The organism is Vibrio sp. B183 (genome assembly GCF_000740665.1).
GTDB classification, from domain to species: Bacteria; Pseudomonadota; Gammaproteobacteria; order Enterobacterales; family Vibrionaceae; genus Vibrio; species Vibrio coralliilyticus.
The window spans coordinates 182984-206319 of sequence record NZ_JPQB01000018.1; the positions used below are offsets into that span (position 1 = coordinate 182984).

The window sequence follows — 23336 nt, forward strand, 5'->3', positions numbered from 1 at the left end:
AGTCATAAAAAACGACGCCATTAAGGCGCCGTCGTCATGTTCAATGTACCACTCACTGAATTATAGAGACTCAGTAAATGTACGCGCAATTACGTCTCGTTGTTGTTCAGTCGTTAGTGAGTTGAAACGAACAGCGTAGCCAGAAACGCGGATAGTTAGCTGAGGGTATTTCTCAGGGTTTGCAACTGCATCTTCTAGAGTTTCACGCTTAAGAACGTTAACGTTCAGGTGTTGACCACCTTCGATGCGAGGTGCTTTCTCGATCGCAACTTCGCGGCTTTCGTATTCGCCAAGTTCGTTGATTGCTACAACTTGGTCAGTTTCAAAACCTGAGTTTGCAGCCACGCAGCGTGCTTCATTTTTTTCACTATCAAGTAACCAAATAGAGTTCAGTAGTGCATCGTTTGCCGCTTTAGTAATTTGAATGCCTTGAATCATCACAGTCTCCTATCCACATTAGTGGTTTTATTGGTGTTAATTTCCGAATTTCGTCGAGCTGCGTATTATATAACCCGAAATTACTTTGATGGTTTTGATTTAAGTCAAATAACTACCAATGTCATTATTAATTTGGTGGTTAATATGTTGATTTGAATCAATAATATCATATATAGCAATGGGTTGTGGTCTTGGTGATAGATTCGGATTTTTATTTTTGTTGTAATTTTACTATAAAAGCAATGTGGTTGTTGAGGTGAGCCCAATAACTTGCTGTAATTCGTGCCATATATTGAAAGTAAAAAGTGATAAAGCAACATGTTAGAAAAGTCGTACGGTAACAAGTTTATCGGTGCTCATGTTTCCGCAGCAGGTGGTGTTGATCAGGCACCACTGAGGGCAAAAGAGATAGGAGCAAATGCGTTTGCCCTATTTACTAAAAATCAGCGCCAGTGGAGTGCCAAACCGCTTGATGAAACAACCATCGCCGCATTTAAGTCTAATTGTATAAAGCTCGGCTTCACCGCTGATAAGATACTCCCACACGATTCTTATTTGATTAATCTTGGCGCTCCGGAAGAAGAAAAGCTTGAGAAATCTCGCGCTGCATTTATCGATGAAATGCATCGTTGCCATCAACTTGGACTAACCTTGCTCAATTTTCATCCTGGGAGTCATTTAAAGAAAATTTCTGAGAAGGAGTGCTTAGCTCGAATCGCGGAATCGATCAATATTGCCCACCAAGCGGTACCAAACGTGATAGCGGTGATCGAAAATACCGCGGGTCAGGGTACCAACCTAGGTTGGCGATTTGAACATTTAGCTGAAATCATTCAACAAGTTAATGATAAATCCCGAGTTGGTGTGTGCATTGATACCTGCCATACCTTCGCAGCAGGGTATGACTTGAGCAGCTTTGATGCTTGTGAGGCTACTTTTGCTGAATTTGAGCGTGTTGTTGGTATGCCTTACTTAAGGGCAATGCACATTAATGATTCAAAGATCACCCTAGGTGGGAAGGTCGATCGTCACCACGCATTAGGCAAAGGAGAAATTGGTTGGTCATGTTTTGAGTATATCGCCAAAGATCCTCGATTTGACCATATCCCATTGATTCTAGAAACAATAGAACCGGAAAGTTGGCCTGACGAAATTGAGTTTATACGTCAGCATCATGTTACTCAGCTCAAGGAAATGGCCTAACTATTTAAAAGTGGCATTAATTTTTCATAGTGAGTGTAGGTACTCAGACAAATAAGGATGCCATTATGCCTTACACTTCTTTTTATACTACTGCACGTTCGACACGCCTTCCTGTTCCTAATCGTCATGTGACGGGGCAGGGGCATTATCGGATCCCACAAAAAAGCTAGTTCACTTTATCGCTTTGTTCCTTCATGACTTTTTGCGACAATTGCTTGAGCGTAAATAGCAGAAGGAACAAAACATGAACCCGTCACTGACATGGCAAGACGTCATTGGGGCTGAAAAGCAGCAGGACTATTTTCAGCAGACGTTGAATTTTGTTGAATCGGAAAGGGCAGCAGGTAAAGCGATCTTTCCTCCGGCAAAAGATGTGTTTAATGCCTTTCGGGCGACTGAGTTCAATGATGTGAAAGTCGTCATTCTGGGACAGGATCCTTATCACGGCCCTCGACAGGCTCATGGTCTGTGTTTCTCTGTATTACCAGGTATCAAGACTCCTCCCTCTTTAGTCAATATGTATAAAGAGTTAGCACAGGACATTGATGGTTTTCAGATTCCGGCGCATGGTTACCTTCAAAGCTGGGCTGAGCAAGGTGTTCTGTTACTTAACGCTGTTCTTACGGTCGAACAAGGAAAAGCCCATTCGCATTCTAAAACCGGTTGGGAAACCTTTACAGACAAAGTCATTGAAGCGGTTAATCAGCATCAGTCTGGCGTGGTGTTTTTGCTTTGGGGCTCTCATGCGCAAAAGAAGGGGCGTTTCATCGACCGCAATAAGCACCATGTATTAGCTGCGCCACACCCTTCTCCGTTGTCAGCGCATCGTGGATTTTTCGGGTGCCGACACTTTTCACAAGCAAATCAAATTCTTAACGCCCAAGGTAAAGCAACGATCGATTGGCATCTGCCAACTCAGGTTAGTGTTTAGCTCTTGCCAAGGCTAATTGCCCAATTTTCGAGCAACATCAAGACTTGAATGGCACTTCTTTTATACACTTACTAAAAGTAGGTGTTAAGGAGAAGCGCTATGATGATTGAAAGGATAAGGCGAGAGCATGGTTACATGGTTCGTTTGCTGGCAGTATTGAGGCAAAAGATTGTCCTACTAAAGGAAGAACAGACCATCAATTACAGTTTGGTGAGAGAAATCGTGGACTATCTGGCTCACCACTCTGAGCGTGTCCATCACCCTAAAGAGGATATTCTCTACCACTATTACCTAGAGCATTATGGCCATCACACGGATATCGAGAATCTTGAACTAGAGCATGAGACATTATCACAAAGGACTCATGCTTTTCTCGATACTGTTGATATGATCCTCCAAGATGCTGTGGTTCCTCAAGACCTGTTTGTGCAGCAACTCGAAGATTTTATCCTGACGCAAAAACGCCACTTGGATCTTGAAGAGCAGTCTATATTGCCTCTCATTAATAAGAGATTTACCTTGCAAGATTGGCAAGCCGTCGAAAAACGTTGGAGCGTCACTGAAGACGACCCTGTTTTTGGTGACACCATTGCAGAGCAGTATCAGCAATTAGCGCAACGCGTTAGGCAAGTCGATCAAGAGTGTGTCTGACAACCTAGATATCAGTAAACAAAAAGAGGCGCATAAGCGCCTCTTTTTAATGTCAGTAATCTAGGTTGTCGATATCGTCGAATCCGATGTCCATATCTTTTAATTCGCGTTGAAGTCTCTGCCTGTCCTTTATTGCTTCGATTTCACGCCATTTACGCTTTGCAGGTTTTGAGCGTGTTGCCCGAGTTTTTGGAAAATCCATTTCCATGATTTCTTCAAAGTTTAAGCCTTCCATAAGCTACCTCTTTTAATTATTACTCTTTGAAGGGGTACTGTTTAAATACCATTCCGTTTGGAGAGTAACTTTGATTCGTTTCTCATTTGTTACGATTTAATGAAGTTTTCACGCTGTTTTAGACTTTGCTTCACAGAAAAATGGGCGTTGATTGATGTTTTTTTGTTCGAACGACTTACCGAAAACGATTAAATTCTTAAGAAATGAATGTTAACGCAGTGTGTGAAAAAACAGCGGTTCGTTTTGCTATGCAATTAGATTTATTTAGAGCAGTTGAGTAACAGATTTTGTGAATTGATTGTCTGGGCAAACTCTTCTCTCAGTCCTTGGTGATAAAGGAGTGTCAAATATTTGAGGCTATGTGATTTCATATGGAGTTGCCTGTTCTGTATTGTTGTTAAATTTTGATGTTAATGTTCTGTATTTGTGGTTTTTATGTTCTTTTTTGTGTTAACTAATGGTGATTTTATAGTGAAAAATAACAATGTTATTTGTTTGGTTGCATATTGATTTTTGATATTCTTGATTGCATTATCCGCCCGTCAAAAAATACGCTGGTACGTAAAATGGAAGCATGAGGCGCGTTTTACATATCTGAGTTGCACAATAATTACACAATAATACTGAGCAGAATTGACACTTGGTTTGCAACTGGATGGAAGGCTGGGAAGCAGAGATCAGCGAAAACTCACTACGAGGATCTTATGACAGATTTAATTAATTTGATGAATGACCTACTTTGGGGCTCTATTCTTGTTTATCTCCTAGTCGGTGTCGGTGTGTACTTCACATTCAGACTGGGCTTTATCCAGTTCCGCCATTTTGGCCACATGTTTTCGGTACTTAAGAACAGCCGTAAAGCGGATAAAGCGGGTATCTCATCATTCCAAGCTTTGTGTACTAGCCTAGCTGCCCGTGTGGGTACAGGTAACATGGCGGGTGTTGCTGTTGCTCTGACGGCTGGTGGCCCAGGTGCAATTTTCTGGATGTGGCTGATTGCCATGCTGGGTATGGCAACGTCGTTTGCTGAGAGTACATTGGCGCAGTTATACAAAACCAAAGATGATGACGGTAACTACCGTGGTGGTCCTGCGTACTACATGGAGAAAGGTTTGGGTATGCGCTGGATGGGCGTATTGTTCTCTATCTTCCTGATCATCGCTTTTGGTTTGGTATTTAACGCGGTTCAAGCTAACTCTATTGCTGGAGCTATGAATACGGCATTTGGTTGGGATGAAACCTATGTTGGTATTGCCGTTGTTCTGTTATCCGCTGTGGTTATCTTTGGTGGTATCAAGCGTATCGCTCGCGTAGCAGAAATGATTGTTCCTGCCATGGCGCTGCTTTACCTATTATTGGCACTGTTCGTTATGTTTATGAACATCGACAAGTTGCCGGCTGTACTGAGCTTGATCTTCAAGAGTGCCTTTGGCCTACAAGAAGCAGCGGCGGGTGGTTTAGGTTACGCAATTGCACAAGCAATGATTAACGGAATCAAACGTGGTCTGTTCTCAAACGAAGCCGGTATGGGTTCTGCGCCAAACGCAGCGGCATCAGCAACACCTTATCCGCCACACCCTGCGTCTCAGGGCTATGTTCAGATGTTAGGTGTGTTTATGGACACTATCGTGATCTGTTCAGCAACGGTGGCAATTATCCTGATGTCCGGTGAGTACGTACCGCATGGTGAGATCACGGGTATTGAACTGACTCAGGCAGCGTTGAGCTCTCAGGTGGGCTCGTGGGGTGGTATCTTTGTAGCCGTAGCGATTTTCTTCTTCGCCTTTACGTCTATTATTGCTAACTACTCATACGCGGAAACAAACCTTATTTTCCTTGAGCATAACCATAAAGCAGGCCTGGGCGTGTTCCGTCTGGTTGTACTAGCGATGGTGATGTTTGGTGCCGTTGCGTCACTACCTATCGTTTGGGCATTAGCAGATGTTTCTATGGGGATGATGGCGATTGTCAACCTGGTGGCGATTCTGCTTCTTTCTGGCATCGTGATTAAGCTGGCGAAAGATTACAACCGCCAGCTAAAAGAAGGTAAAGTGCCAACATTTGATTCGAACGATTTTCCTGAGCTGAAATCTCAGCTTGAGGATGGTATCTGGGATCAGAGCAAAAAAGATTAATAGCCAATCTCTATTAAAACGATTCAAAAAGCCATGCAGACATTGCATGGCTTTTTTTGTAATCTATAGCCAACAAAAACAGAACGGATAGAGTAAAGCCATGCTAATCGTCGTTTCACCAGCGAAAACCTTAGATTACGAATCACCACTGGCTACAGAGAAATTTACTCAGCCAGAACTGATCGAGTACTCAAAACAACTGATTGATGTCTGTCGTAAGCTGACGCCTGCTGATGTCGCGAGCTTGATGAAAGTCAGTGACAAGATCGCTGACCTGAACGTTGGTCGTTTTCAGGAGTGGAGTGAGACGTTTACGGCGGAGAACTCACGTCAAGCGATTCTAGCTTTTAAAGGCGATGTGTACACGGGCTTAGACGCACAAAGTTTGTCAGACGATGACTTTGATTATGCTCAACAGCACTTACGCATGTTGTCTGGTTTATATGGTCTACTTAAACCGCTTGATTTGATGCAGCCTTACCGTCTGGAAATGGGGACGAAACTTGCCAATGAAAAAGGCAGTAACCTGTATCAGTTCTGGGGTAATGTGATTACTGACAAGATTAATCAAGCCATTGCAGAACAGGGTGATAATGTTCTGATTAACCTTGCTTCAAACGAGTACTTTAAAGCTGTAAAACCAAAATCACTGGATGCTCAGGTGATTACGCCAATTTTCAAAGACTGCAAAAATGGTCAGTACAAAGTGATCAGCTTCTATGCGAAGAAAGCGCGTGGCATGATGGCACGATACATCATTGAGAATCGTATCGAGAGCGTTGCGGACCTGACTAAGTTTGACACAGCAGGCTACTATTTTGTTGAGGATGAGTCTTCACCGACCGAATTGGTTTTTAAACGCGAAGAGCAATAAAGGAATCAATAGATGATAGCTTGGTTTAAACAGTGGGTTGCGCGATACGATGCGTGGTGTCAGTCGATGGGGCTGACTCCGGAGAATAAACGCAGTTGTGTTCCTTATCGCACAGATCCCGTTCACCAAGCTTCTCAATCCAATAAAAAGGCGCAGCGATAATGCGCCTTTTTGATACCCACTGTCATTTCGATTTCGCCCCTTTTTCAGATGATTTTTCGGCTCAACTGCAACTGGCAAAGCGAGCAGGCGTTGAGCGGTTCATGATTCCGGCAATTGGCCCTTCCAATTGGCAGCAATTAATCTCATTGTCTTCTTCATATTCATCTCTTTACATTGCGCTGGGGATGCACCCCTATTTTTTAACGAAAGATAGTCAGCAACAGTTACCTGAGTTACGCACTTTGTTTGAAACAAAGTTTGAACGTTGTAAGGCCATTGGTGAGTGTGGCTTAGATGCGATGGTCGATGTTGACGAAGAAATACAACGACAGGTGTTCATTGCTCAGATTGAACTGGCGAAAACACTCAAGTTGCCGCTGATCCTCCACGCGAGGAAAACCCATAATTTGGTTCTTCAGTTGCTGAAGCGCCATAAATTTCCTTACGGTGGAGTTTTACACGGTTTTTCGGGTAGCTATCAGCAGGCAATGCAATTTGTCGAGTTGGGTTTTTATATTGGTATCGGTGGCGTTATCACTTATCCAAGAGCACGGAAAACGCGCCAAGCGGTGATGAACTTACCCATGGAATGTATCGTACTGGAAACGGACGCACCGGACATGCCTCTTTACGGGCACCAAGGCAAACCTAATCATCCAGAAATGTTAGCTCAAACCTTGTCCTGTCTCGCAAAGCTGAAGGATATTAATGAGCAAACGATTGCTGAAAACGTTTGGAAAAATAGCAATTCGGCGTTCGGTCTTTGTGAATAGTTTCTAAAGAAAATGTTCTTTTTATGATTTACAGAATGGAGAAGGGTGATCTTCTTCACGTAAATGAGTGAACGCATGATGAATCTTATTAGAAACTGTGAAGGCAGCATTACTTTATCATTGGACGGATGAGTATAATTGCCTCCGCTTTAGAGCTCCATTTTGTAACACGCCAACAAATAACATATAAGGAAATCATAAACTATGAGCCTGTTTATGAGCCTAGTCGGTATGGCAGTATTGCTAGGAATTGCATTACTACTGTCTGATAACCGCAAAGCTATCAATCTAAGAACTGTGGGTGGCGCATTTGCTATCCAATTCATCATCGGTGGTTTCGTTCTTTACGTACCATGGGGTCGTGACCTTCTAGCTGGCTTCTCTGCTGGCGTACAGAATGTAATCGACTATGGTAAAGACGGTACTGGTTTTCTATTTGGCAGCCTAGTTAACTTCTCAGTTGACGGTATTGGCTTTATTTTCGCGTTCCAGGTACTTCCAACGCTAATCTTCTTCTCTGCACTTATCTCTGTACTTTACTACGTAGGTGTTATGCAGTGGGTAATCAAGATTCTTGGTGGCGGTCTACAAAAAGCGCTTGGCACTTCACGTGCGGAATCTATGTCTGCAGCAGCGAACATTTTCGTAGGTCAAACTGAAGCACCTCTAGTGGTTCGTCCGTTTGTTCCTAAGATGACGCAATCTGAACTATTCGCTGTAATGTGTGGTGGTCTAGCTTCTGTTGCTGGTGGTGTACTAGCTGGTTACGCTTCTATGGGTGTTCCTCTAGAGTACCTAGTTGCTGCATCATTCATGGCTGCACCTGGTGGTCTACTATTCGCTAAGATCATCAAGCCAGAAACTGACGCTCCAGACGAAGAGTTAGGCGCTGATATCGACGGTGGTGACGACAAGCCTGCTAACGTTATCGACGCAGCGGCTGGTGGTGCTTCTGTAGGTCTACAGCTTGCTCTAAACGTTGGTGCAATGCTACTAGCGTTCATCGGTCTAATCGCACTTATCAACGGTATCCTAGGTGGCGTTGGCGGTTGGTTCGGTATGCCTGAGCTAACACTTGAAATTCTACTAGGTTACATCTTCTCGCCTCTAGCATTCCTAATCGGTGTGCCATGGGAAGAAGCAACGCTTGCTGGCTCGTTCATCGGTCAGAAACTGGTTGTTAACGAATTCGTAGCCTACCTAAACTTCGTACCGTACGTTGGTGAAGCAGCACAAGTTGTTCCAGCAACTGGCGAAGTAATGTCTACTAAGACAGCAGCTATCATCTCGTTCGCTCTATGTGGTTTCGCAAACCTTTCTTCTATTGCGATTCTACTAGGTGGTCTAGGTGGTCTAGCACCAAACCGTCGTCACGACATCGCTCGTATGGGTGTTAAAGCGGTTTGTGCTGGTACGCTATCTAACCTAATGGCGGCGACAATCGCTGGCTTCTTCCTATCTTTCTAATTAAGTAAGCGAAAGATTATATAGACGCCGTTTCAAAAAGCCCCGTAGACACACACTGTGTGCTACGGGGCTTTTTTGTTTTTCTTTCCCTGATTATTGCTTCCTAAGCCTGTTAGTAGGCTCTTGTCAGGGAAAGACTCGAATACAAGCTTGATTGAGTGTTTGGCTTGATTTGAGATAAGTCTGGAGTGGATTCAGACAACTGGATTCATAGCGTTTGTCGGTCATGAAGATTGAACAAACGTTGCACGGAATCTTTTTTGAGATACAAACCGTTTGCGCTCTATGAGCCACTACAGTTCTGCGACGAATATCTATAATGTATGTAAATATAGAGAGTAGGGTAAAACTCATGAATGAAGTTTTCCTCGCAGCCCTTGCGGGCTTTGTCGTTGGAGTCCTGTTTTCTGCCATTAAGTTGCCCATTCCTGCACCGCCTGCACTAGCTGGCGTTATGGGAATCGTTGGGGTTTATCTTGGTGGTGTGACTTATCAATGGATTATTGAAAAGTTTTTTAGCTAGCGCCCGTTAATACAAGGAGTATGATTGGTGCTAGTTGTAGCGATGTCAGAACATTGGGCAATCGGCTACAGATACCGTTAGACACCGCAATCGCAGATTGTTGTGCCATAGACCAAACTGGTACTGTGCGGTGACAAGGATAGCAATTGGGGGCAAATTCGCTGTTTGTTCCTAAGTCTTCAGGGAACCAAGTCCGTTCATTAATGACTGTACAACCTACACTGGGTTGAGCAGATACTTTTATGAATATTGATCGGAGATAGAAATGAGCGATTTAAAAGCAGCAGCACTACGTGCACTTAAACTTATGGATCTTACTACGCTAAATGATGATGACACTGATGCAAAAGTGATCTCACTATGTCATGACGCAAAATCAGCTGTCGGAAACACAGCTGCGATCTGTATTTATCCTCGCTTTATTCCTATTGCTAAGAAGACACTTCGCGAGCAAGGTACACCAGACGTTCGTATTGCGACAGTAACGAACTTCCCACACGGTAATGACGATATTGATATCGCTGTTGCTGAAACGAAAGCGGCCGTTGCTTACGGGGCAGATGAAGTGGACGTTGTATTCCCATACCGTGCTCTAATGGCAGGTAACGAGGAAGTAGGCTTCGAGCTAGTTAAGCAATGTAAAGCAGCGTGTGGTGACATTCTTCTGAAAGTCATCATCGAAACCGGTGAGCTGAAAGAAGAAGCACTAATTAAGAAAGCCTCTGAAATTTCAATCAAAGCAGGCGCTGACTTCATTAAGACTTCAACGGGTAAAGTGCCAGTCAATGCAACACCTGAATATGCACGCATGATGCTAGAAGTTATTCGTGATATGGATGTTGCAGAATCTGTTGGTTTCAAACCAGCAGGTGGTGTGCGCACGGCTGAAGATGCAGCAGCGTATCTAGCAATGGCTGATGAGATTTTGGGCGACAACTGGGTAGATGCTCGTCATTACCGTTTTGGTGCGTCAAGCCTGCTAACTAACCTACTAAATACATTAGAAGTAACAGACGAAACTGCAGACCCTGCAGCGTACTAATTAAAAGTCTGAATGTGGTGAGCGAAAGCTCACCACATTACCTTTTACTCTACTAACCACCTTGCTTGTGTGGGAGGAACTAATGTATTTACCTCAAGAAATCATTCGTAAAAAACGCGACGGCGAAGTCCTAACTGCCGACGAAATCAATTTCTTTATCCAAGGTGTGGCTAAAAACACCGTTTCTGAAGGTCAAATCGCAGCCTTTGCGATGGCTATCTTTTTCAATGAAATGACAATGCCAGAGCGTATTGCACTGACGTGTGCGATGCGTGATTCCGGTATGGTTATCGACTGGAGCCATAAAGAATTTGGCGGCCCAATTGTAGATAAGCATTCAACAGGTGGTGTTGGTGACGTGACGTCATTGATGCTTGGCCCAATGGTCGCGGCATGTGGCGGTTTTGTTCCAATGATTTCTGGCCGAGGTCTTGGGCATACTGGCGGTACGCTAGATAAGTTGGAGTCGATTCCTGGCTACAACATCACGCCAACCAATGAAGTGTTTGGTGATGTCACGAAAGACGCAGGTGTTGCCATCATTGGTCAAACAGGCGACTTAGCGCCAGCCGATAAGCGTGTTTACGCAACCCGCGACATTACCGCGACGGTTGACAACATTTCACTGATCACGGCTTCAATCCTGTCTAAGAAACTCGCTGCTGGCCTTGAGTCTTTGGTTATGGATGTGAAAGTGGGTTCAGGCGCATTCATGCCAACCTATGAAGCATCTGAAGAGCTCGCTAAATCTATCGTAGCAGTAGCAAACGGCGCAGGTACCAAGACAACAGCTATCCTAACTGACATGAACCAAGTTCTGGCTTCTTCCGCGGGTAACGCAGTCGAAGTACGTGAAGCAGTTCAGTTTCTGACGGGTGAATACCGCAACCCTCGTTTACTTGAAGTTACGATGGCGTCATGTGCAGAAATGTTGGTGTTGGCTAAACTGGCTGACGACACAGAAGGTGCACGCGCCAAACTGATGGAAGTTTTGGATAACGGTAAAGCTGCTCAGTGCTTTGGCAAGATGGTCGCAGGCCTAGGTGGCCCGGCCGATTTTGTTGAAAACTACGAAAACTATCTGGAAAAAGCAGAAATCATTAAACCAGTCTTCGCTGATGAGGACGGTGTGGTATCGGCAATGGACACTCGTGCAATCGGTATGGCGGTTGTCTCCATGGGTGGCGGTCGCCGTGTTGCAACAGACGAAATTGACTATGCTGTGGGTTTTGACGGGTTTATCCGCCTTGGTGAAAAAGCATCGAGTGACAAACCACTGGCCGTGATTCATGCACGTAGTGAAGAGCAATGGCTTGAAGCGGCTGAAGCGCTGAAGCAGGCTATTACTATCGGCGGTGAGTATACTCCAACGCCTGAGGTTTATCGTCAGATCCGCGCAGAAGACGTTTAATCAAAAATTACACTAAGGCCCGCCATATAAAAATGATTACCGGTGGGCCTGAGGAAGAGCAATGAAAAGAGCATTTATATTAGTACTGGATTCTTTTGGAATCGGTGAGACAGCAGACGCTGAGAAATTTGGTGATGTTGGTTCAGACACTCTGGGCCATATCGCAGACCAATGTGATAAAGGTCTAGCGGACAACGCTGATCGTAAAGGGCCACTGACGTTGCCTAATCTGTCAAAGCTTGGTTTAGCAATGGCCCACAAAGAATCAACGGGTCGCTTTGCGCCAGGTTTGGATACTGAGGCGGAGATCATTGGTGCTTACGGCCATGCTGCCGAGCTATCTTCAGGTAAAGACACACCGTCAGGCCACTGGGAAATTGCCGGTGTTCCGGTTCTGTTTGACTGGGGCTACTTTACCGACAAAGCCAACAGCTTCCCGAAAGAGCTGACAGATCGCATTCTCGAGCGTGCTGGTCTAGACGATTTCCTTGGTAACTGTCATGCGTCGGGCACTCAGGTACTGGATGATCTTGGTGAAGAGCATATGAAGACAGGGCAACCTATCTTCTATACGTCGGCGGATTCGGTATTCCAGATCGCTTGCCATGAAGAAACCTTCGGCTTAGATCGTTTGCTTGAGCTTTGTCAGATCGCACGTGAAGAGCTTGAAGACTACAACATCGGCCGCGTTATCGCTCGCCCATTCATTGGCCCGGGTAAAGGCCAGTTTGAGCGTACTGGTAATCGCCGCGATCTATCTGTTGAGCCACCTTCAGCGACGATTCTACAGAAGCTTGTTGAGGAGAAGGGCGGTGAAGTTCACTCGATCGGTAAGATCTCTGACATTTACGCTGGCTGTGGTATCACCAAGAAGACTAAAGCAACAGGTATTCCAGCGCTCTTTGAAGCTACAAAAGAGGCAATAAAAGAAGCGGGCGACAATACTATCGTCTTCACAAACTTTGTTGATTTTGATTCTGCCTATGGTCACCGCCGTGACGTAGCTGGCTATGCTGCTGCGCTTGAGTACTTCGATGGTCGTATCCATGAAGTGATGGAGCTGATGGAGGAGGACGATGTTCTAATCCTGACGGCCGACCACGGTTGTGACCCAACTTGGCCAGGTACTGACCACACACGTGAACACATCCCTGTGATCGTTTATGGTCAGAAAGTGCCAGCTGGTTCTCTAGGTCTGCGTGAGTCTTTTGCGGATATTGGTCAATCATTGGCGACGTACTTTGGTACTTCACCAATGGATTACGGTAAAAACTTTTTGTAATGAGAGAGTTAGAGAGGTAAACCACCTCTCTGACAACATTTAACTTAGTTAAGGAATTAACAGACATGGCAACTCCACATATTAATGCTGAAACGGGTGCATTCGCAGATGTCGTTCTTATGCCAGGTGACCCGCTACGCGCGAAGTACATTGCAGAAACCTTCCTAGAAGATGTCGTTCAGGTCTGTGATGTACGTAATATGTTCGGTTTCACAGGCACTTACAAAGGTCGTAAAGTGTCTGTGATGGGCCACGGTATGGGTATCCCATCTTGTTCAATCTATGCTACTGAGCTGATTAAAGACTACGGTGTGAAGAAAATCATCCGTGTAGGTAGCTGTGGTGCAGTTAGCGAAGACATCAAAGTACGTGATGTTGTGATTGGTATGGGCGCTTGTACTGACTCTAAAGTAAATCGCATTCGCTTTAAAGGCCATGACTTTGCTGCTATTGCTGACTACAAGATGGTTCGAGCAGCAGAAGAGGCGGCTAAAGCACGTGGTATCGAAGTGAAAGTCGGTAACCTGTTTTCCGCGGAACTGTTCTATACGCCAGATCCAGAAATGTTCGATGTAATGGACAAGTACGGTATTGTTGGTGTTGAAATGGAAGCGGCTGGTATCTACGGCGTTTGTGCTGAGTACGGTGCGAAAGCTCTGACTATCTGTACTGTATCTGATCACATCAAAACGGGCGAGCAGACTACGTCGGACGAGCGTCAGACGACTTTCAATGACATGATGATCGTTGCCCTAGACTCGGTTCTACTTGGTGATGAAGCGTAAGATGCTGTTGGCTATCTGAGCTAGCGCAACCGTACGAACAAGAAAGGGTTGACCTAATGGGTCAACCCTTTCTTTATTGCTCTACATATCTTTTAACAGCAGATTTTCGCCTTTTTTCTTTGGCTTTCGACGAATGACGACCGCAAGCAATAAACCCGCAATAAAACTCATCCCAACCATGGTATACATATAGCGATCACTCTTGCGGTAATAATGATCGGAAAACGCGGTTACTTTACCTGTTTCAAAAGTAATGCGAACAAACCCAAGAACTGAGTTATCGTGCATAATTGGCTCGACAAGTTGCTGTTTACCGATCCGAGCGGTTTCAAGCGGTGTATCTAAACCAAGAATTTCGCGCACACTTTTGCCTTTATCGCTGGATGCTAAACGAATACCTTCCGCATCGTAAATGGTGGCATCAAACACCAAATTATCCTGAGCCAACTGGTTCGTCAGCTTCAATAATCGCTCTTGGTCTTGATTGACGATCATATCGCCTGCAGACAATGAGGCTTGCGATACCAGAACTTTAATCAGCGTTTCCAGCTGATTTTTCTGAATCTGCTCATTACCTTTTGTAATTTTAACGCTGTTGACACCGATAACTGCCACCATGGCAATCAGGGAAAGAATGGCGAGTGCTCTTACGGCCATACGAAATGAAAACAGAGAGGATTCCATACACACCCAAACCGAGGTTAATTTTGCTATAGAGCATATTGATACTTGCGCTGCTAAATTGCAATAGGTTAACGTGTGAGGAGATTTTTTAGGAATGATTTACATGGAAACGTTTAAGACTCTTTCTATTCAAAGGCATACATCACTTTATAACCGACTGCCAGAAACGCGCTTAGCGAACAATTTCAACAAAGCCAAAGCAAATTGGATTGTGTTTGCGAAATATTTGTCGCCAAAGCTGTTTGAAGATATCGACTTTTTTACAGGCTACTATAACGCAGTCGTTGATGTGTGGAAGGTTGGTCAGTATGAAGTAGCTCTGATGCAAGGTGAGTTGACAGCGGAACACGAGAAAATCCTTCAAGGTATTGAGCTTGATTATGCGCCGCTGAACGATCTGCCAGATCTATCGAAACCTGGCTTGATTGTCATGGATATGGACTCGACCGCCATTCAGATTGAATGCATTGACGAAATCGCCAAACTGGCGGGAGTTGGTGAAGAAGTCTCCGAAGTGACCGAACGAGCCATGCAAGGGGAGCTCGATTTTGAACAAAGCCTGCGCCAGCGAGTTGCGGCGCTGACTGGAGCGGATGAAAGCATTTTATCCAGCGTCCGAGATGAGCTTCCTCTGATGCCGGATTTGCCAGAGCTTGTGCATACCTTGCATCAATTTGGCTGGAAGACGGCGATAGCTTCTGGCGGCTTTACTTATTTCTCTGATTACCTCAAGGAAACGTTGAAACTCGACCATGCTCAATCTAATCAGCTGGAAATTACTGACGGCAAGCTGACTGGTAAGGTGTTAGGTGATGTTGTTTCTGCGCAAACCAAAGCGGATATTCTTGAAGAGCTGGCGGAGAAGTATGAGATTGAACCACACAATACCATAGCAGTTGGAGATGGCGCGAACGATCTAGTTATGATGTCAGCTGCTGGTTTGGGCATTGCTTATCACGCTAAACCTAAGGTAGAGCAGCAGGCACAAACCGCGGTGCGATATGCTGGACTGGGTGGCGTCTTGTGTATCCTTTCAGCGGCATTGGTGAAACAGAAGAAGATAAGCTTCAAGCCTGCACCATAACAAACATAAAAAAGCGAGGTTTACCCTCGCTTTTCTATTTTGTCAGCTCGAGGCGAATCAACACTTCTTCTGTAATATCGGTAATTTCGCCGTAGCCCATTATGCCGTTGATCTCTTTTTCCAAACTTCTCGCCTGATGCATACTGATTGGCGCCAGTTCTTTAAGATCTTCTTGCAGTAGGGCACTCATAGGATCGAATACTGGGGCACTGCATACCCGCAGGGCATAAAACTCACCCATAGACTGCGCATTCTTAATAAAGGCCACACGCTCTTTGAGAGAGTCAAACTCACTCACCAATTTAGACTCGTATGACTGAATCCGTGTGCCAAATTGAGAGATCGACAAATAGACTTCCTGAAATTTTGGCTGAGCACCGTCTATGCGACGCATCGGTTGTGCCAGTAATGTATTAGTGTGACCTTTATAAATAGGTTCCAGAGAAAAATTTTCTTCCTGTCCAAGCTTTGCCAATACGACCAAGTGTGGAGCTAGAGGGAAATTGACTCCAATAACTCGAGGCTTGAGGTTTTTGCCGCGTTTTTCGACGAAAATTGGAGAACTGACAATTTTATCCAAAAGTATGTCATGCAGCCCTTCGAGCAAAAGGTTACTTGGCAGTAGCTCTTTCTTAGCAATAAGCTTGTCTTGGTTATGCTCGATAAGTTTGCCGAAAAAGGCGATGGTACGCATTGTGTTGCTGTCTTCTTGCATCACCAACTGAAGACGTTTTCCTCCAGGGGAAATTCTAACTACCGTGTAAGGCACACTATCGAGAGGGAGCTTTTTGTCATAAAGGCTGAGTTCTTTAAAGTTGACCGAACACATTTCCCCTGCTTTTAGTGAACTCGGAGAAGTCAGCGCAACACTAATACCACGCTTAGATATATCGAGTGTCACACCAGCATGGGCAATATTTTGATTGCAAGTCATCTCTATTGGTGAGCGGAATTGAAAGCGAGGTTCTTTGCGGCGAGACTTAGCATCGAAATAGAGGCAAACCGGATTGCTTTCCGGGTTACGTGCATGACGGAAGCGATTTAGCTCGCTGCTCGGTAAGCGAGGCTTTTCCGTTAATAAATAATCTCGATTAGTGGCCTCTGTGGAAAGCTCCTGCAAAATGCCGCAATGAGTCAAGGACTTAGTTTCAAAATCCAACTCAGTAGAATGATTAGCTAATTCACTTCGTTCAATGTTTGATAATTCAAAAACATGCAGACGAAATGCTCGCCAGCTTTCTTTTTTCGCCCCCACATGCCAGAAAAGTTGGCGCACCTGACGGGTAGCTTCTGGCATCATCATCGAGAAGAACAAGGTTTTTCCCTGATGTTCATGAGTGAATGAATAAAACACGTTGTTGCTGCCGCGCATGCCCGGCTTGGTTAGGTGCTCTATTCTTTCCTTGTTAAATAAGGTCGTCAGGGCTTGTTGATTACGTTCATCCTGCCAGTACTGCCAGATAGGTTGGTTGTTTTCAGTCATCAACGCCAACTTGAGTTCACTACCGCTGAAGAATACAGGTAAATTACAGGTGTGTTTCAGGAAGGTATGCTCGTATCCCCTAGAACGTGCTCGGATGACCTTGTCTTGATTGTCGTGACGGGAACGTTGGGTGTCATTTTTTAGTTGGTCTTCGATGACCTCTTCGACCACGGTTGTTTCATCTAGCTTGAGCAGACGTAGGTATTTTACTGCATCGTTTTCATAGGACTCATCGATACCGACAATTCGGTAGTTGATGGGAGTGTTCAATCCTTCTACTTCACTGTTTTTCGCGAGCTCAACAAAGCGAACAGCAATGATTTCTCCCAGTTTGTAGTTGAAGGCAGAAGGTACTTTAAATTTGGCGCCAGAGGGAGATATATCCACGGTTGTGGCGTGGACTAATTGGTCTTTATTGACCTGAAATTCAATTTGGGAGGAAAGTTTTAGACGGTTTTCACGTCGCTTAAGGTCGTAACCCAAGTTAATCGCTTCAACATCGTAGGCTGTGCTTTTTTCTGAAAACTCAATGCCTTGTGGTTTGCCACGTTTTTGCATGACGCGAAAGTTATTATGGGTGTTGCACAGTGCTTCCCAAACGCCTTCGGTATAGCCACCAAACTTACGGGTATTTTTGTGGTAAGCATTAAAAGCTACGTCGTCTAGCCAATGTTTGACACCATCGAGTTCATACTCACGGCATTCGCCCTTTACGCGTCCGCGCAGGTCAACACTTTTAGTACAGGGAGCCATCACACGGTTAAGTTCCATCTTAACCAGAATTTTGACCGATGGAGCCTCTCCTTCGGTCATTTGGGCGAGAAGGTATTCAAAATCATCGGAGTTGTAAGCAGGAATCAGTCGTTCTGCTAAAGATAAAATCTCTGGCTGCTGCATATATTTTTGTTAGCTTGTCCCTTACTCTGAATATCGGCCTTGATATAAAGATCTTTAATGATATGTTACACCGAATCAAGGTGAATAGGTGACGAATGATAACGGCATTGTCACAAATACAGGTCCGAGGTGATATGGCAAAGGCAAAAAGAGCATACGTATGTAATGACTGTGGCGCGGATTTTCCACGTTGGCAGGGACAATGTAATGCTTGTGGCGCATGGAATACGATTAGTGAGGTCAGGTTAGCTGCATCCCCTGCGGCAGCAAGAAACGAGCGACTGACTGGCTACGCAGGAAATTCTGGTGAAACTCAGGTTCAGACGTTATCTGACATCGATCTGCAGGAAGTTCCGCGCTTTACCAGTGGTTTTAAGGAACTTGACCGAGTACTTGGTGGTGGCGTTGTTCCTGGAGCTGCGATTTTGATCGGTGGTAATCCTGGTGCAGGTAAATCGACGCTGTTGTTACAGACCATGTGCTATTTAGCATCTCAGATGCCGACTTTGTATGTCACCGGTGAAGAGTCGCTTCAACAGGTTGCGATGAGAGCTTCCCGTCTGGGGTTGCCTAAAGACAATCTAAAAATGCTTTCAGAAACCAACGTTGATCGTATTTGCCAGATTGCAGAAAAAGAACAACCAAAGATTTTGGTGATTGACTCGATTCAGGTGATGCATGTGGCAGATGTTCAATCTTCGCCGGGCAGTGTGGCGCAAGTAAGGGAGTCAGCGACTGCGTTAACCCGTTATGCTAAACAAAATAATGTCGCAGTGTTCATTGTTGGCCACGTGACTAAAGATGGCACCTTGGCTGGGCCTAAAGTGCTTGAGCACATCATCGACTGTTCTGTGCTGCTTGATGGTGGCACAGATAGCAGGTTCAGAACTCTTCGCAGTCACAAGAACCGTTTTGGTGCAGTGAATGAGTTGGGCGTGTTCGCCATGACAGGGCAGGGGCTGAAAGAAGTCAGTAACCCTTCGGCTATTTTTCTTTCTCGTGGTGAAGAAGAGACCTCAGGCAGCTCCGTTATGGTGGTATGGGAAGGCACTCGTCCACTGCTGGTGGAGATTCAGGCACTGGTGGATTACTCCCAGTTAGCCAACCCACGACGTGTTGCCGTTGGCCTTGAACAAAATAGATTGTCGCTGTTGTTGGCCGTTTTACATAAACATGGTGGTCTGCAGATGGCCGATCAGGATGTGTTTGTGAATGTGGTTGGTGGGGTTAAAGTAACGGAAACCAGTGCTGATTTGGCTTTGGTGATGGCACTTCTTTCTAGCTTCAGAGATAGAGCACTACCAAAAGATGTGGTGATTTTTGGTGAAGTGGGTCTTGCTGGAGAGATTCGTCCGGTGCCTAGTGGGCAGGAAAGGCTGAACGAGGCGTTCAAACATGGTTTTAAAAAGGCCATAGTTCCGGCTGCAAATATGCCTAAAGGTGGTATTCCGGGGATGCAAATTCACGGTGTGAAGAAGTTGTCAGAAGCTATCGAGGCCTTTGACGAACTTTAAGCTCGTACTGCTTTTTCCGCTTTTTAAAGGGTTGTCGTTTTGCGTCAACCCTTTTTTATTTCTTGCTAAAGCATACCTGCGGCTTTCTCTACAGCGGCGACCAGTTTGTCAACATCTTGCTGTGTATTGTAAATAGCAAAGGAAGCTCGCACGGTACCCTTAACACCAAGTGCGTCCATTAGGGGGTGAGCACAGTGATGGCCAGCACGAACGGCGATGCCCTGTTGATCAAGTAATGTTGCGAGGTCTTGGTGGTGCACACCATCAATGACAAACGACAATACAGAAGCATTAGCTTGGTAGCCTAACACCCTAATGTCGTCGATTTGAGATAGCCTTTGATAAGCGTTCTGAACCAGGCTACGAATGTGATTTTCTATATCAGTATGCTCAAAACTCTGATACCAGTTTATCGCTGTGGCTAACGCAATCGCACCTGCCACATTGGGGGTACCAGCTTCGAATTTGCCTGGCAGTTCGCTGAAAGTGGTTCCAGAAAACGACACTTTTTCGACCATTTTCCCCCCGCCGTGCCACGGAGGCATAGCATCAAGCAGCGACAGTTTGCCATACAAGACACCTATACCTGCAGGTGCATAGAGCTTGTGCCCAGAGAAAACATAAAAGTCCGCATCTAACGTTTTTACATCAATAGTTTCATGAACAATACCTTGAGCTCCATCGACAACAACTTTCGCACCCACTTGATGCGCTTGAGTTATCACCGACTCAATCGGTAGACGTGTTCCCGTTACGTTGGTGATATGAGCCAGCGCCACCAGTTTGGTTTTATCGGATAGCAAAGATGAAAACGCCGCCATATCCCATTGGCAATCTTCAGTCATTGGCACCTTGATGACTCTTGCTCCAGTCTGCTCTGCAACGATTTGCCAAGGCACGATATTGGCGTGGTGTTCCATTTCGCTAACCAGAATTTCATCACCGGGCAGTAAGGTGTTACGTGCATAGGTTTGTGCGATTAGGTTAAGCGCCTCTGTCGCGCCGCGTGTCCAGATTATTTCTTTGCTGCTCTCCGCACCGATGAAGGTTGCGATGGTTTGACGAGCTGCTTCGAAGTGGCTAGTAGCTTGTGCAGTCAGGCTGTGGCTACCACGGTGAACATTGGCATTTTGAGAGCGATAGTAGTCTGAAATTGCATTGATAACACAATCAGGTTTTTGTGTCGTCGCTGCACTATCGAGATACACCAGTTGTTCCCCATTAACGTTTTGAGTTAATGCAGGAAATTGTGAACGGATGGCATGAACGTCTAGCATGACTCAAGGCCACCTAGCTTGTGATATTGCAGAGTTGGAATCGTCACCATAGGTTCGGCAACCGTCCAAGCGTGTTCTTTTCCTGAAAGGTTAATGATGATTTCCATCGCAAATTCTAGTGCAGTACCGGGGCCTTGGCTGGTCAACAAGTTGTGATTAATATCGTAAGTGACGCGTTTAACTCGCCAATTTTCCTTACTGATATGAGATTCAAAACTAGGATGGCAGGTCATTAAAGAGTCAGGGTAAAGCTTATGGTGAGCCAGTACTAACGCTGGTGCGGCGCATATTGCGGCGACCAGCTTTCCTTCGTACATTTGTTGGCGAACTATCTCAACTAATACTGTACTGTCGCGAAACGTTTCTGCTCCTTCAACACCACCAGGCAAGATCACCGCATCGAATTCGTCATCGGCGATATCGACGAGTTTACAATCAGCAGTGAGCGTAACGCCTCTGGAAGCTTTCATTGTAAGCTGGCCTGCAAAATCAGCACTGGCCACAGTAACGTCGTAGCCAGCTCGTACCATCATGTCGATGATGGTGACGGCTTCCATTTCTTCTGTGCCCGGTGCAATCGGGACCAGTACTTTTTTATTCATTGTTGTTTCCAGCTTTGTTCGATGTGATGGATCTGAGTGTATAGAGCTTGATTTTCAGGGACTTGAATATTATGAATTTTAGCCTGCTTCAGTAAGTAACCGGTAATAAAATCAATTTCAGATTTGCGTTGATAGTAAATATCTTGCTTCATAGAAGAGAAGTTTTCTGCAGTGGCACGGATCACTTGGTGAACCGTCGATTCCAACATAGACTTCTCGATAGGGATGGAGCAGGCGTTCATTACTTGAAAGACTTCTTCGATGACATTGGTAAGTTGGTTTTTATATTGCTCGGAAGCCAACTCACCGTTCTTAACTTGGAAAATAGCCGTTAACGGGTTGATTGCGCAGTTGACGGCCAGCTTAGACCACAAAGCATGCTCAATATTGTCACACCAAGTGACTTCTGGAAGCGCATGCTGCAAAACTGGTTGGAGAAAGTGGCATTGTTTCCCCGAACGATTGACACCACCTATTTGGGTTAAGCCTAAGCCAGTGTGCATGACTTGGTGTTTGGTGGGCTTATAGGCGCCATGAGTGGTTGTCGCAAGGAGCAAAGGGTTGCCAGGAAAAGTATCGTAAACCCAGTCTGCGGTCCCCATGCCATTGTGCATCAGAGTAATTATAGTTTCTGGAGCAATATGCGCTTTTAATGGCTCAAGTGCGCTCTCAACTTGCCATGCTTTTACTGTGACTAGTAATAAGTCAGCTTGCTTAATAGAAACGATATCTCGGTTATCAAATTGAATCGCCGGTAATTCATCAAGCTGTAGACTCAGTTGGTGATTTGTTGAGGTTGACCACACAGCAACATTGTGACCTGAAAGTGAGAGTTTAGTTGCCCATAGCGTACCAATAGCACCGGGGCCAAGAATGACGATATTCACACTGATTTGCCGAACAGATAATTTCCCACAAGGATAATCACCGTTTGAGCGAAAGCAAATAAAAAATGGTACCCGAAGGTACCATTTTGAAGGCAATGAAGTTCTTTTAGTGGCTTAGAACTTGTAAGTTACCGCTACGTAGTGGCCTACACCTGAAGAATCCGCAACAGGACCCCATGGTAGAGTTTGGCCATCAGTGAAGCCGTATACATCTTTAAATAGTTTCATACCGTAACCTACTGCAAAGCGATCTGAGTGCCAGTAGATACCGTTAAACATCGCACCGCCATTGCTAGAACGGTAAGCTGTATCGTCATCCATACCAAATTGGTAATCGATGTAACCTTGGTAAGAAATGAATGAGCCATTTTCAAAGAAGTAGAAAGGCTTAAACCAGTTGGTTGAAATTTGGTAGCCATTCCAATCTTTTGCGTTGCCGTCGTAGTAACCGTATAGGTTTACACCTACTTTACCGAACCATGGCACTTCTACATCTGAGCCAATACCAATTTTCTGGTTGTTTACACCATTGTTTCCGCCCCATTCAAATAGAGACGCAACATAAAGTTCTTGTACTGGACCGAAAGATAGGTCTTTGCCAGTAAGTGCATCTAGAGATACGCGCGGAGCGAACTTCATAAAGATTTTTTCTGCACCGTCTTTGTCGCTGCTTGGATCGTTAGTTAGATCGAAAACATCAACGTAACCATACAGATCAAAGATACCTGAACGACCACCAAATTCCATTTCTAGGTAATCATGAGTTGATTCAGTGCCAGCACCTTTCTCATCGAATGCACCCATTAGGTTAAATTGAACCCATTTGTAGTCATTCTTGTGGATATCGCCGTCGGAGTAATCAGCTGCCATTGCAGGTGCAGACATTGCTGCTACAACACCAAGAGCTAAAAGTGATTTGCGCATAGTGGGACTCTCTATGTTTATTCAATACCAAAACTTATTCATATAGCCGTTGTTGCACAATCTGCGTTGTGC

Annotated in this window: 23 protein-coding genes; 15 read left to right on the forward strand and 8 right to left on the reverse strand. The window is 45.1% G+C overall.

The window, feature by feature from the left end:
* Positions 1-60: 60 nt before the first annotated feature.
* Entirely contained in the window at positions 61-438 is a 378-nt protein-coding gene (grcA, locus tag IX95_RS20135; protein WP_006957983.1) for an autonomous glycyl radical cofactor GrcA, read from the reverse strand.
* 318 nt (positions 439-756) lie between these two features.
* Here grcA and nfo point away from each other — a divergent pair, with 318 nt between their 5' ends.
* From nfo to IX95_RS20150, 3 genes are all read left to right on the forward strand, one after another.
* Positions 757-1641, forward strand: a complete 885-nt coding sequence (gene nfo / locus IX95_RS20140) for a deoxyribonuclease IV (RefSeq protein ID WP_038163500.1) — start codon at positions 757-759, stop codon at positions 1639-1641.
* A 244-nt stretch (positions 1642-1885) separates the two neighbouring features.
* Positions 1886-2572 (forward strand): uracil-DNA glycosylase, encoded by a 687-nt coding sequence (gene ung, locus IX95_RS20145; protein ID WP_038163502.1) that lies wholly within the window; start codon positions 1886-1888, stop codon positions 2570-2572.
* Between the two features lie 99 nt (positions 2573-2671).
* Positions 2672-3223 carry a hemerythrin domain-containing protein gene (locus IX95_RS20150; protein ID WP_038163504.1) on the forward strand — a complete coding sequence of 184 codons (552 nt, stop codon included), beginning with the start codon at positions 2672-2674 and terminating at the stop codon, positions 3221-3223.
* Between the two features lie 52 nt (positions 3224-3275).
* Here IX95_RS20150 and IX95_RS20155 read toward each other — a convergent pair whose 3' ends face one another.
* Positions 3276-3458 carry a DUF3545 family protein gene (locus tag IX95_RS20155; protein WP_006957979.1) on the reverse strand — a complete coding sequence of 61 codons (183 nt, stop codon included), beginning with the start codon at positions 3456-3458 and terminating at the stop codon, positions 3276-3278.
* A 704-nt stretch (positions 3459-4162) separates the two neighbouring features.
* On the opposite strand from IX95_RS20155, the gene IX95_RS20160 reads away from it, so the two are divergent.
* The 10 genes from IX95_RS20160 to deoD all read left to right on the forward strand — a co-directional run bounded on the left by IX95_RS20160 (position 4163) and on the right by deoD (position 13912).
* Entirely contained in the window at positions 4163-5593 is a 1431-nt protein-coding gene (locus tag IX95_RS20160; protein WP_006957978.1) for an alanine/glycine:cation symporter family protein, read from the forward strand.
* 100 nt (positions 5594-5693) lie between these two features.
* Positions 5694-6467: a peroxide stress protein YaaA gene (gene yaaA / locus IX95_RS20165; RefSeq protein WP_038163506.1), complete on the forward strand. Its 774-nt coding sequence runs from the start codon at positions 5694-5696 to the stop codon at positions 6465-6467.
* A 12-nt stretch (positions 6468-6479) separates the two neighbouring features.
* Entirely contained in the window at positions 6480-6629 is a 150-nt protein-coding gene (locus IX95_RS26565; protein WP_158502590.1) for a DUF5363 family protein, read from the forward strand.
* Positions 6629-7402, forward strand: coding sequence for a TatD family hydrolase (locus IX95_RS20170; protein WP_038163509.1), 774 nt, complete (start codon positions 6629-6631; stop codon positions 7400-7402). Before IX95_RS26565 ends, IX95_RS20170 begins: the two co-directional genes overlap by 1 nt.
* Positions 7403-7606: 204 nt before the next feature.
* Positions 7607-8869 carry a NupC/NupG family nucleoside CNT transporter gene (locus IX95_RS20175; protein WP_021457968.1) on the forward strand — a complete coding sequence of 421 codons (1263 nt, stop codon included), beginning with the start codon at positions 7607-7609 and terminating at the stop codon, positions 8867-8869.
* Positions 8870-9221: 352 nt separating this feature from the next.
* Positions 9222-9392 carry a XapX domain-containing protein gene (locus IX95_RS20180; RefSeq protein WP_006957973.1) on the forward strand — a complete coding sequence of 57 codons (171 nt, stop codon included), beginning with the start codon at positions 9222-9224 and terminating at the stop codon, positions 9390-9392.
* 265 nt (positions 9393-9657) lie between these two features.
* Positions 9658-10434, forward strand: a complete 777-nt coding sequence (gene deoC / locus IX95_RS20185; protein WP_019274514.1) for a deoxyribose-phosphate aldolase — start codon at positions 9658-9660, stop codon at positions 10432-10434.
* An 82-nt stretch (positions 10435-10516) separates the two neighbouring features.
* Positions 10517-11845 carry a thymidine phosphorylase gene (gene deoA / locus IX95_RS20190; protein ID WP_038163512.1) on the forward strand — a complete coding sequence of 443 codons (1329 nt, stop codon included), beginning with the start codon at positions 10517-10519 and terminating at the stop codon, positions 11843-11845.
* 61 nt (positions 11846-11906) lie between these two features.
* The gene (locus tag IX95_RS20195; protein ID WP_038163514.1) at positions 11907-13127 is read left to right on the forward strand and encodes a phosphopentomutase; all 1221 of its coding nucleotides are present in this window, start codon (positions 11907-11909) and stop codon (positions 13125-13127) included.
* Between the two features lie 65 nt (positions 13128-13192).
* Entirely contained in the window at positions 13193-13912 is a 720-nt protein-coding gene (deoD, locus tag IX95_RS20200) for a purine-nucleoside phosphorylase (protein WP_006957968.1), read from the forward strand.
* Positions 13913-13993: 81 nt separating this feature from the next.
* On the opposite strand, the gene IX95_RS20205 is transcribed toward deoD, so the two are convergent.
* The gene (locus tag IX95_RS20205) at positions 13994-14596 is read right to left on the reverse strand and encodes a YtjB family periplasmic protein (RefSeq protein ID WP_006957967.1); all 603 of its coding nucleotides are present in this window, start codon (positions 14594-14596) and stop codon (positions 13994-13996) included.
* Positions 14597-14699: 103 nt separating this feature from the next.
* On the opposite strand from IX95_RS20205, the gene serB reads away from it, so the two are divergent.
* The gene (gene serB, locus IX95_RS20210; RefSeq protein WP_038163517.1) at positions 14700-15680 is read left to right on the forward strand and encodes a phosphoserine phosphatase; all 981 of its coding nucleotides are present in this window, start codon (positions 14700-14702) and stop codon (positions 15678-15680) included.
* A gap of 34 nt (positions 15681-15714) precedes the next feature.
* Here the strand turns inward: serB and IX95_RS20215 are convergent, their stop codons facing one another.
* Entirely contained in the window at positions 15715-18060 is a 2346-nt protein-coding gene (locus IX95_RS20215; RefSeq protein WP_038163520.1) for a PilZ domain-containing protein, read from the reverse strand.
* Positions 18061-18194: 134 nt separating this feature from the next.
* On the opposite strand from IX95_RS20215, the gene radA reads away from it, so the two are divergent.
* A complete protein-coding gene (gene radA, locus IX95_RS20220) occupies positions 18195-19574 on the forward strand; it encodes a DNA repair protein RadA (protein ID WP_038163566.1) in 1380 nt (459 codons plus the stop codon).
* A 65-nt stretch (positions 19575-19639) separates the two neighbouring features.
* Here the strand turns inward: radA and csdA are convergent, their stop codons facing one another.
* The 4 genes from csdA to IX95_RS20240 all read right to left on the reverse strand — a co-directional run bounded on the left by csdA (position 19640) and on the right by IX95_RS20240 (position 23264).
* Entirely contained in the window at positions 19640-20851 is a 1212-nt protein-coding gene (csdA, locus tag IX95_RS20225; RefSeq protein WP_038163522.1) for a cysteine desulfurase CsdA, read from the reverse strand.
* Entirely contained in the window at positions 20845-21453 is a 609-nt protein-coding gene (locus tag IX95_RS20230) for a DJ-1 family glyoxalase III (RefSeq protein ID WP_038163524.1), read from the reverse strand. Before IX95_RS20230 ends, csdA begins: the two co-directional genes overlap by 7 nt.
* Positions 21450-22340 (reverse strand): 2-dehydropantoate 2-reductase, encoded by an 891-nt coding sequence (gene panE / locus IX95_RS20235; RefSeq protein WP_038163527.1) that lies wholly within the window; start codon positions 22338-22340, stop codon positions 21450-21452. The genes IX95_RS20230 and panE overlap by 4 nt, the downstream gene beginning before the upstream one ends.
* A 114-nt stretch (positions 22341-22454) precedes the next feature.
* The gene (locus IX95_RS20240) at positions 22455-23264 is read right to left on the reverse strand and encodes a nucleoside-specific channel-forming Tsx family protein (RefSeq protein WP_019274524.1); all 810 of its coding nucleotides are present in this window, start codon (positions 23262-23264) and stop codon (positions 22455-22457) included.
* Positions 23265-23336 lie beyond the last annotated feature (72 nt).

Bases quoted from the DNA above. Each gene is read 5' to 3' on its own strand.
- grcA (WP_006957983.1), bottom strand. From the start codon at position 438: ATGATTCAAGGCATTCAAATTACTAAAGCGGCAAACGATGCACTACTG.
- nfo (WP_038163500.1), top strand. From the start codon at position 757: ATGTTAGAAAAGTCGTACGGTAACAAGTTTATCGGTGCTCATGTTTCC.
- ung (WP_038163502.1), top strand. From the start codon at position 1,886: ATGAACCCGTCACTGACATGGCAAGACGTCATTGGGGCTGAAAAGCAG.
- IX95_RS20150 (WP_038163504.1), top strand. From the start codon at position 2,672: ATGATGATTGAAAGGATAAGGCGAGAGCATGGTTACATGGTTCGTTTG.
- IX95_RS20155 (WP_006957979.1), bottom strand. From the start codon at position 3,458: ATGGAAGGCTTAAACTTTGAAGAAATCATGGAAATGGATTTTCCAAAA.
- IX95_RS20160 (WP_006957978.1), top strand. From the start codon at position 4,163: ATGACAGATTTAATTAATTTGATGAATGACCTACTTTGGGGCTCTATT.
- yaaA (WP_038163506.1), top strand. From the start codon at position 5,694: ATGCTAATCGTCGTTTCACCAGCGAAAACCTTAGATTACGAATCACCA.
- IX95_RS26565 (WP_158502590.1), top strand. From the start codon at position 6,480: ATGATAGCTTGGTTTAAACAGTGGGTTGCGCGATACGATGCGTGGTGT.
- IX95_RS20170 (WP_038163509.1), top strand. From the start codon at position 6,629: ATGCGCCTTTTTGATACCCACTGTCATTTCGATTTCGCCCCTTTTTCA.
- IX95_RS20175 (WP_021457968.1), top strand. From the start codon at position 7,607: ATGAGCCTGTTTATGAGCCTAGTCGGTATGGCAGTATTGCTAGGAATT.
- IX95_RS20180 (WP_006957973.1), top strand. From the start codon at position 9,222: ATGAATGAAGTTTTCCTCGCAGCCCTTGCGGGCTTTGTCGTTGGAGTC.
- deoC (WP_019274514.1), top strand. From the start codon at position 9,658: ATGAGCGATTTAAAAGCAGCAGCACTACGTGCACTTAAACTTATGGAT.
- deoA (WP_038163512.1), top strand. From the start codon at position 10,517: ATGTATTTACCTCAAGAAATCATTCGTAAAAAACGCGACGGCGAAGTC.
- IX95_RS20195 (WP_038163514.1), top strand. From the start codon at position 11,907: ATGAAAAGAGCATTTATATTAGTACTGGATTCTTTTGGAATCGGTGAG.
- deoD (WP_006957968.1), top strand. From the start codon at position 13,193: ATGGCAACTCCACATATTAATGCTGAAACGGGTGCATTCGCAGATGTC.
- IX95_RS20205 (WP_006957967.1), bottom strand. From the start codon at position 14,596: ATGGAATCCTCTCTGTTTTCATTTCGTATGGCCGTAAGAGCACTCGCC.
- serB (WP_038163517.1), top strand. From the start codon at position 14,700: ATGGAAACGTTTAAGACTCTTTCTATTCAAAGGCATACATCACTTTAT.
- IX95_RS20215 (WP_038163520.1), bottom strand. From the start codon at position 18,060: ATGCAGCAGCCAGAGATTTTATCTTTAGCAGAACGACTGATTCCTGCT.
- radA (WP_038163566.1), top strand. From the start codon at position 18,195: ATGGCAAAGGCAAAAAGAGCATACGTATGTAATGACTGTGGCGCGGAT.
- csdA (WP_038163522.1), bottom strand. From the start codon at position 20,851: ATGCTAGACGTTCATGCCATCCGTTCACAATTTCCTGCATTAACTCAA.
- IX95_RS20230 (WP_038163524.1), bottom strand. From the start codon at position 21,453: ATGAATAAAAAAGTACTGGTCCCGATTGCACCGGGCACAGAAGAAATG.
- IX95_RS20240 (WP_019274524.1), bottom strand. From the start codon at position 23,264: ATGCGCAAATCACTTTTAGCTCTTGGTGTTGTAGCAGCAATGTCTGCA.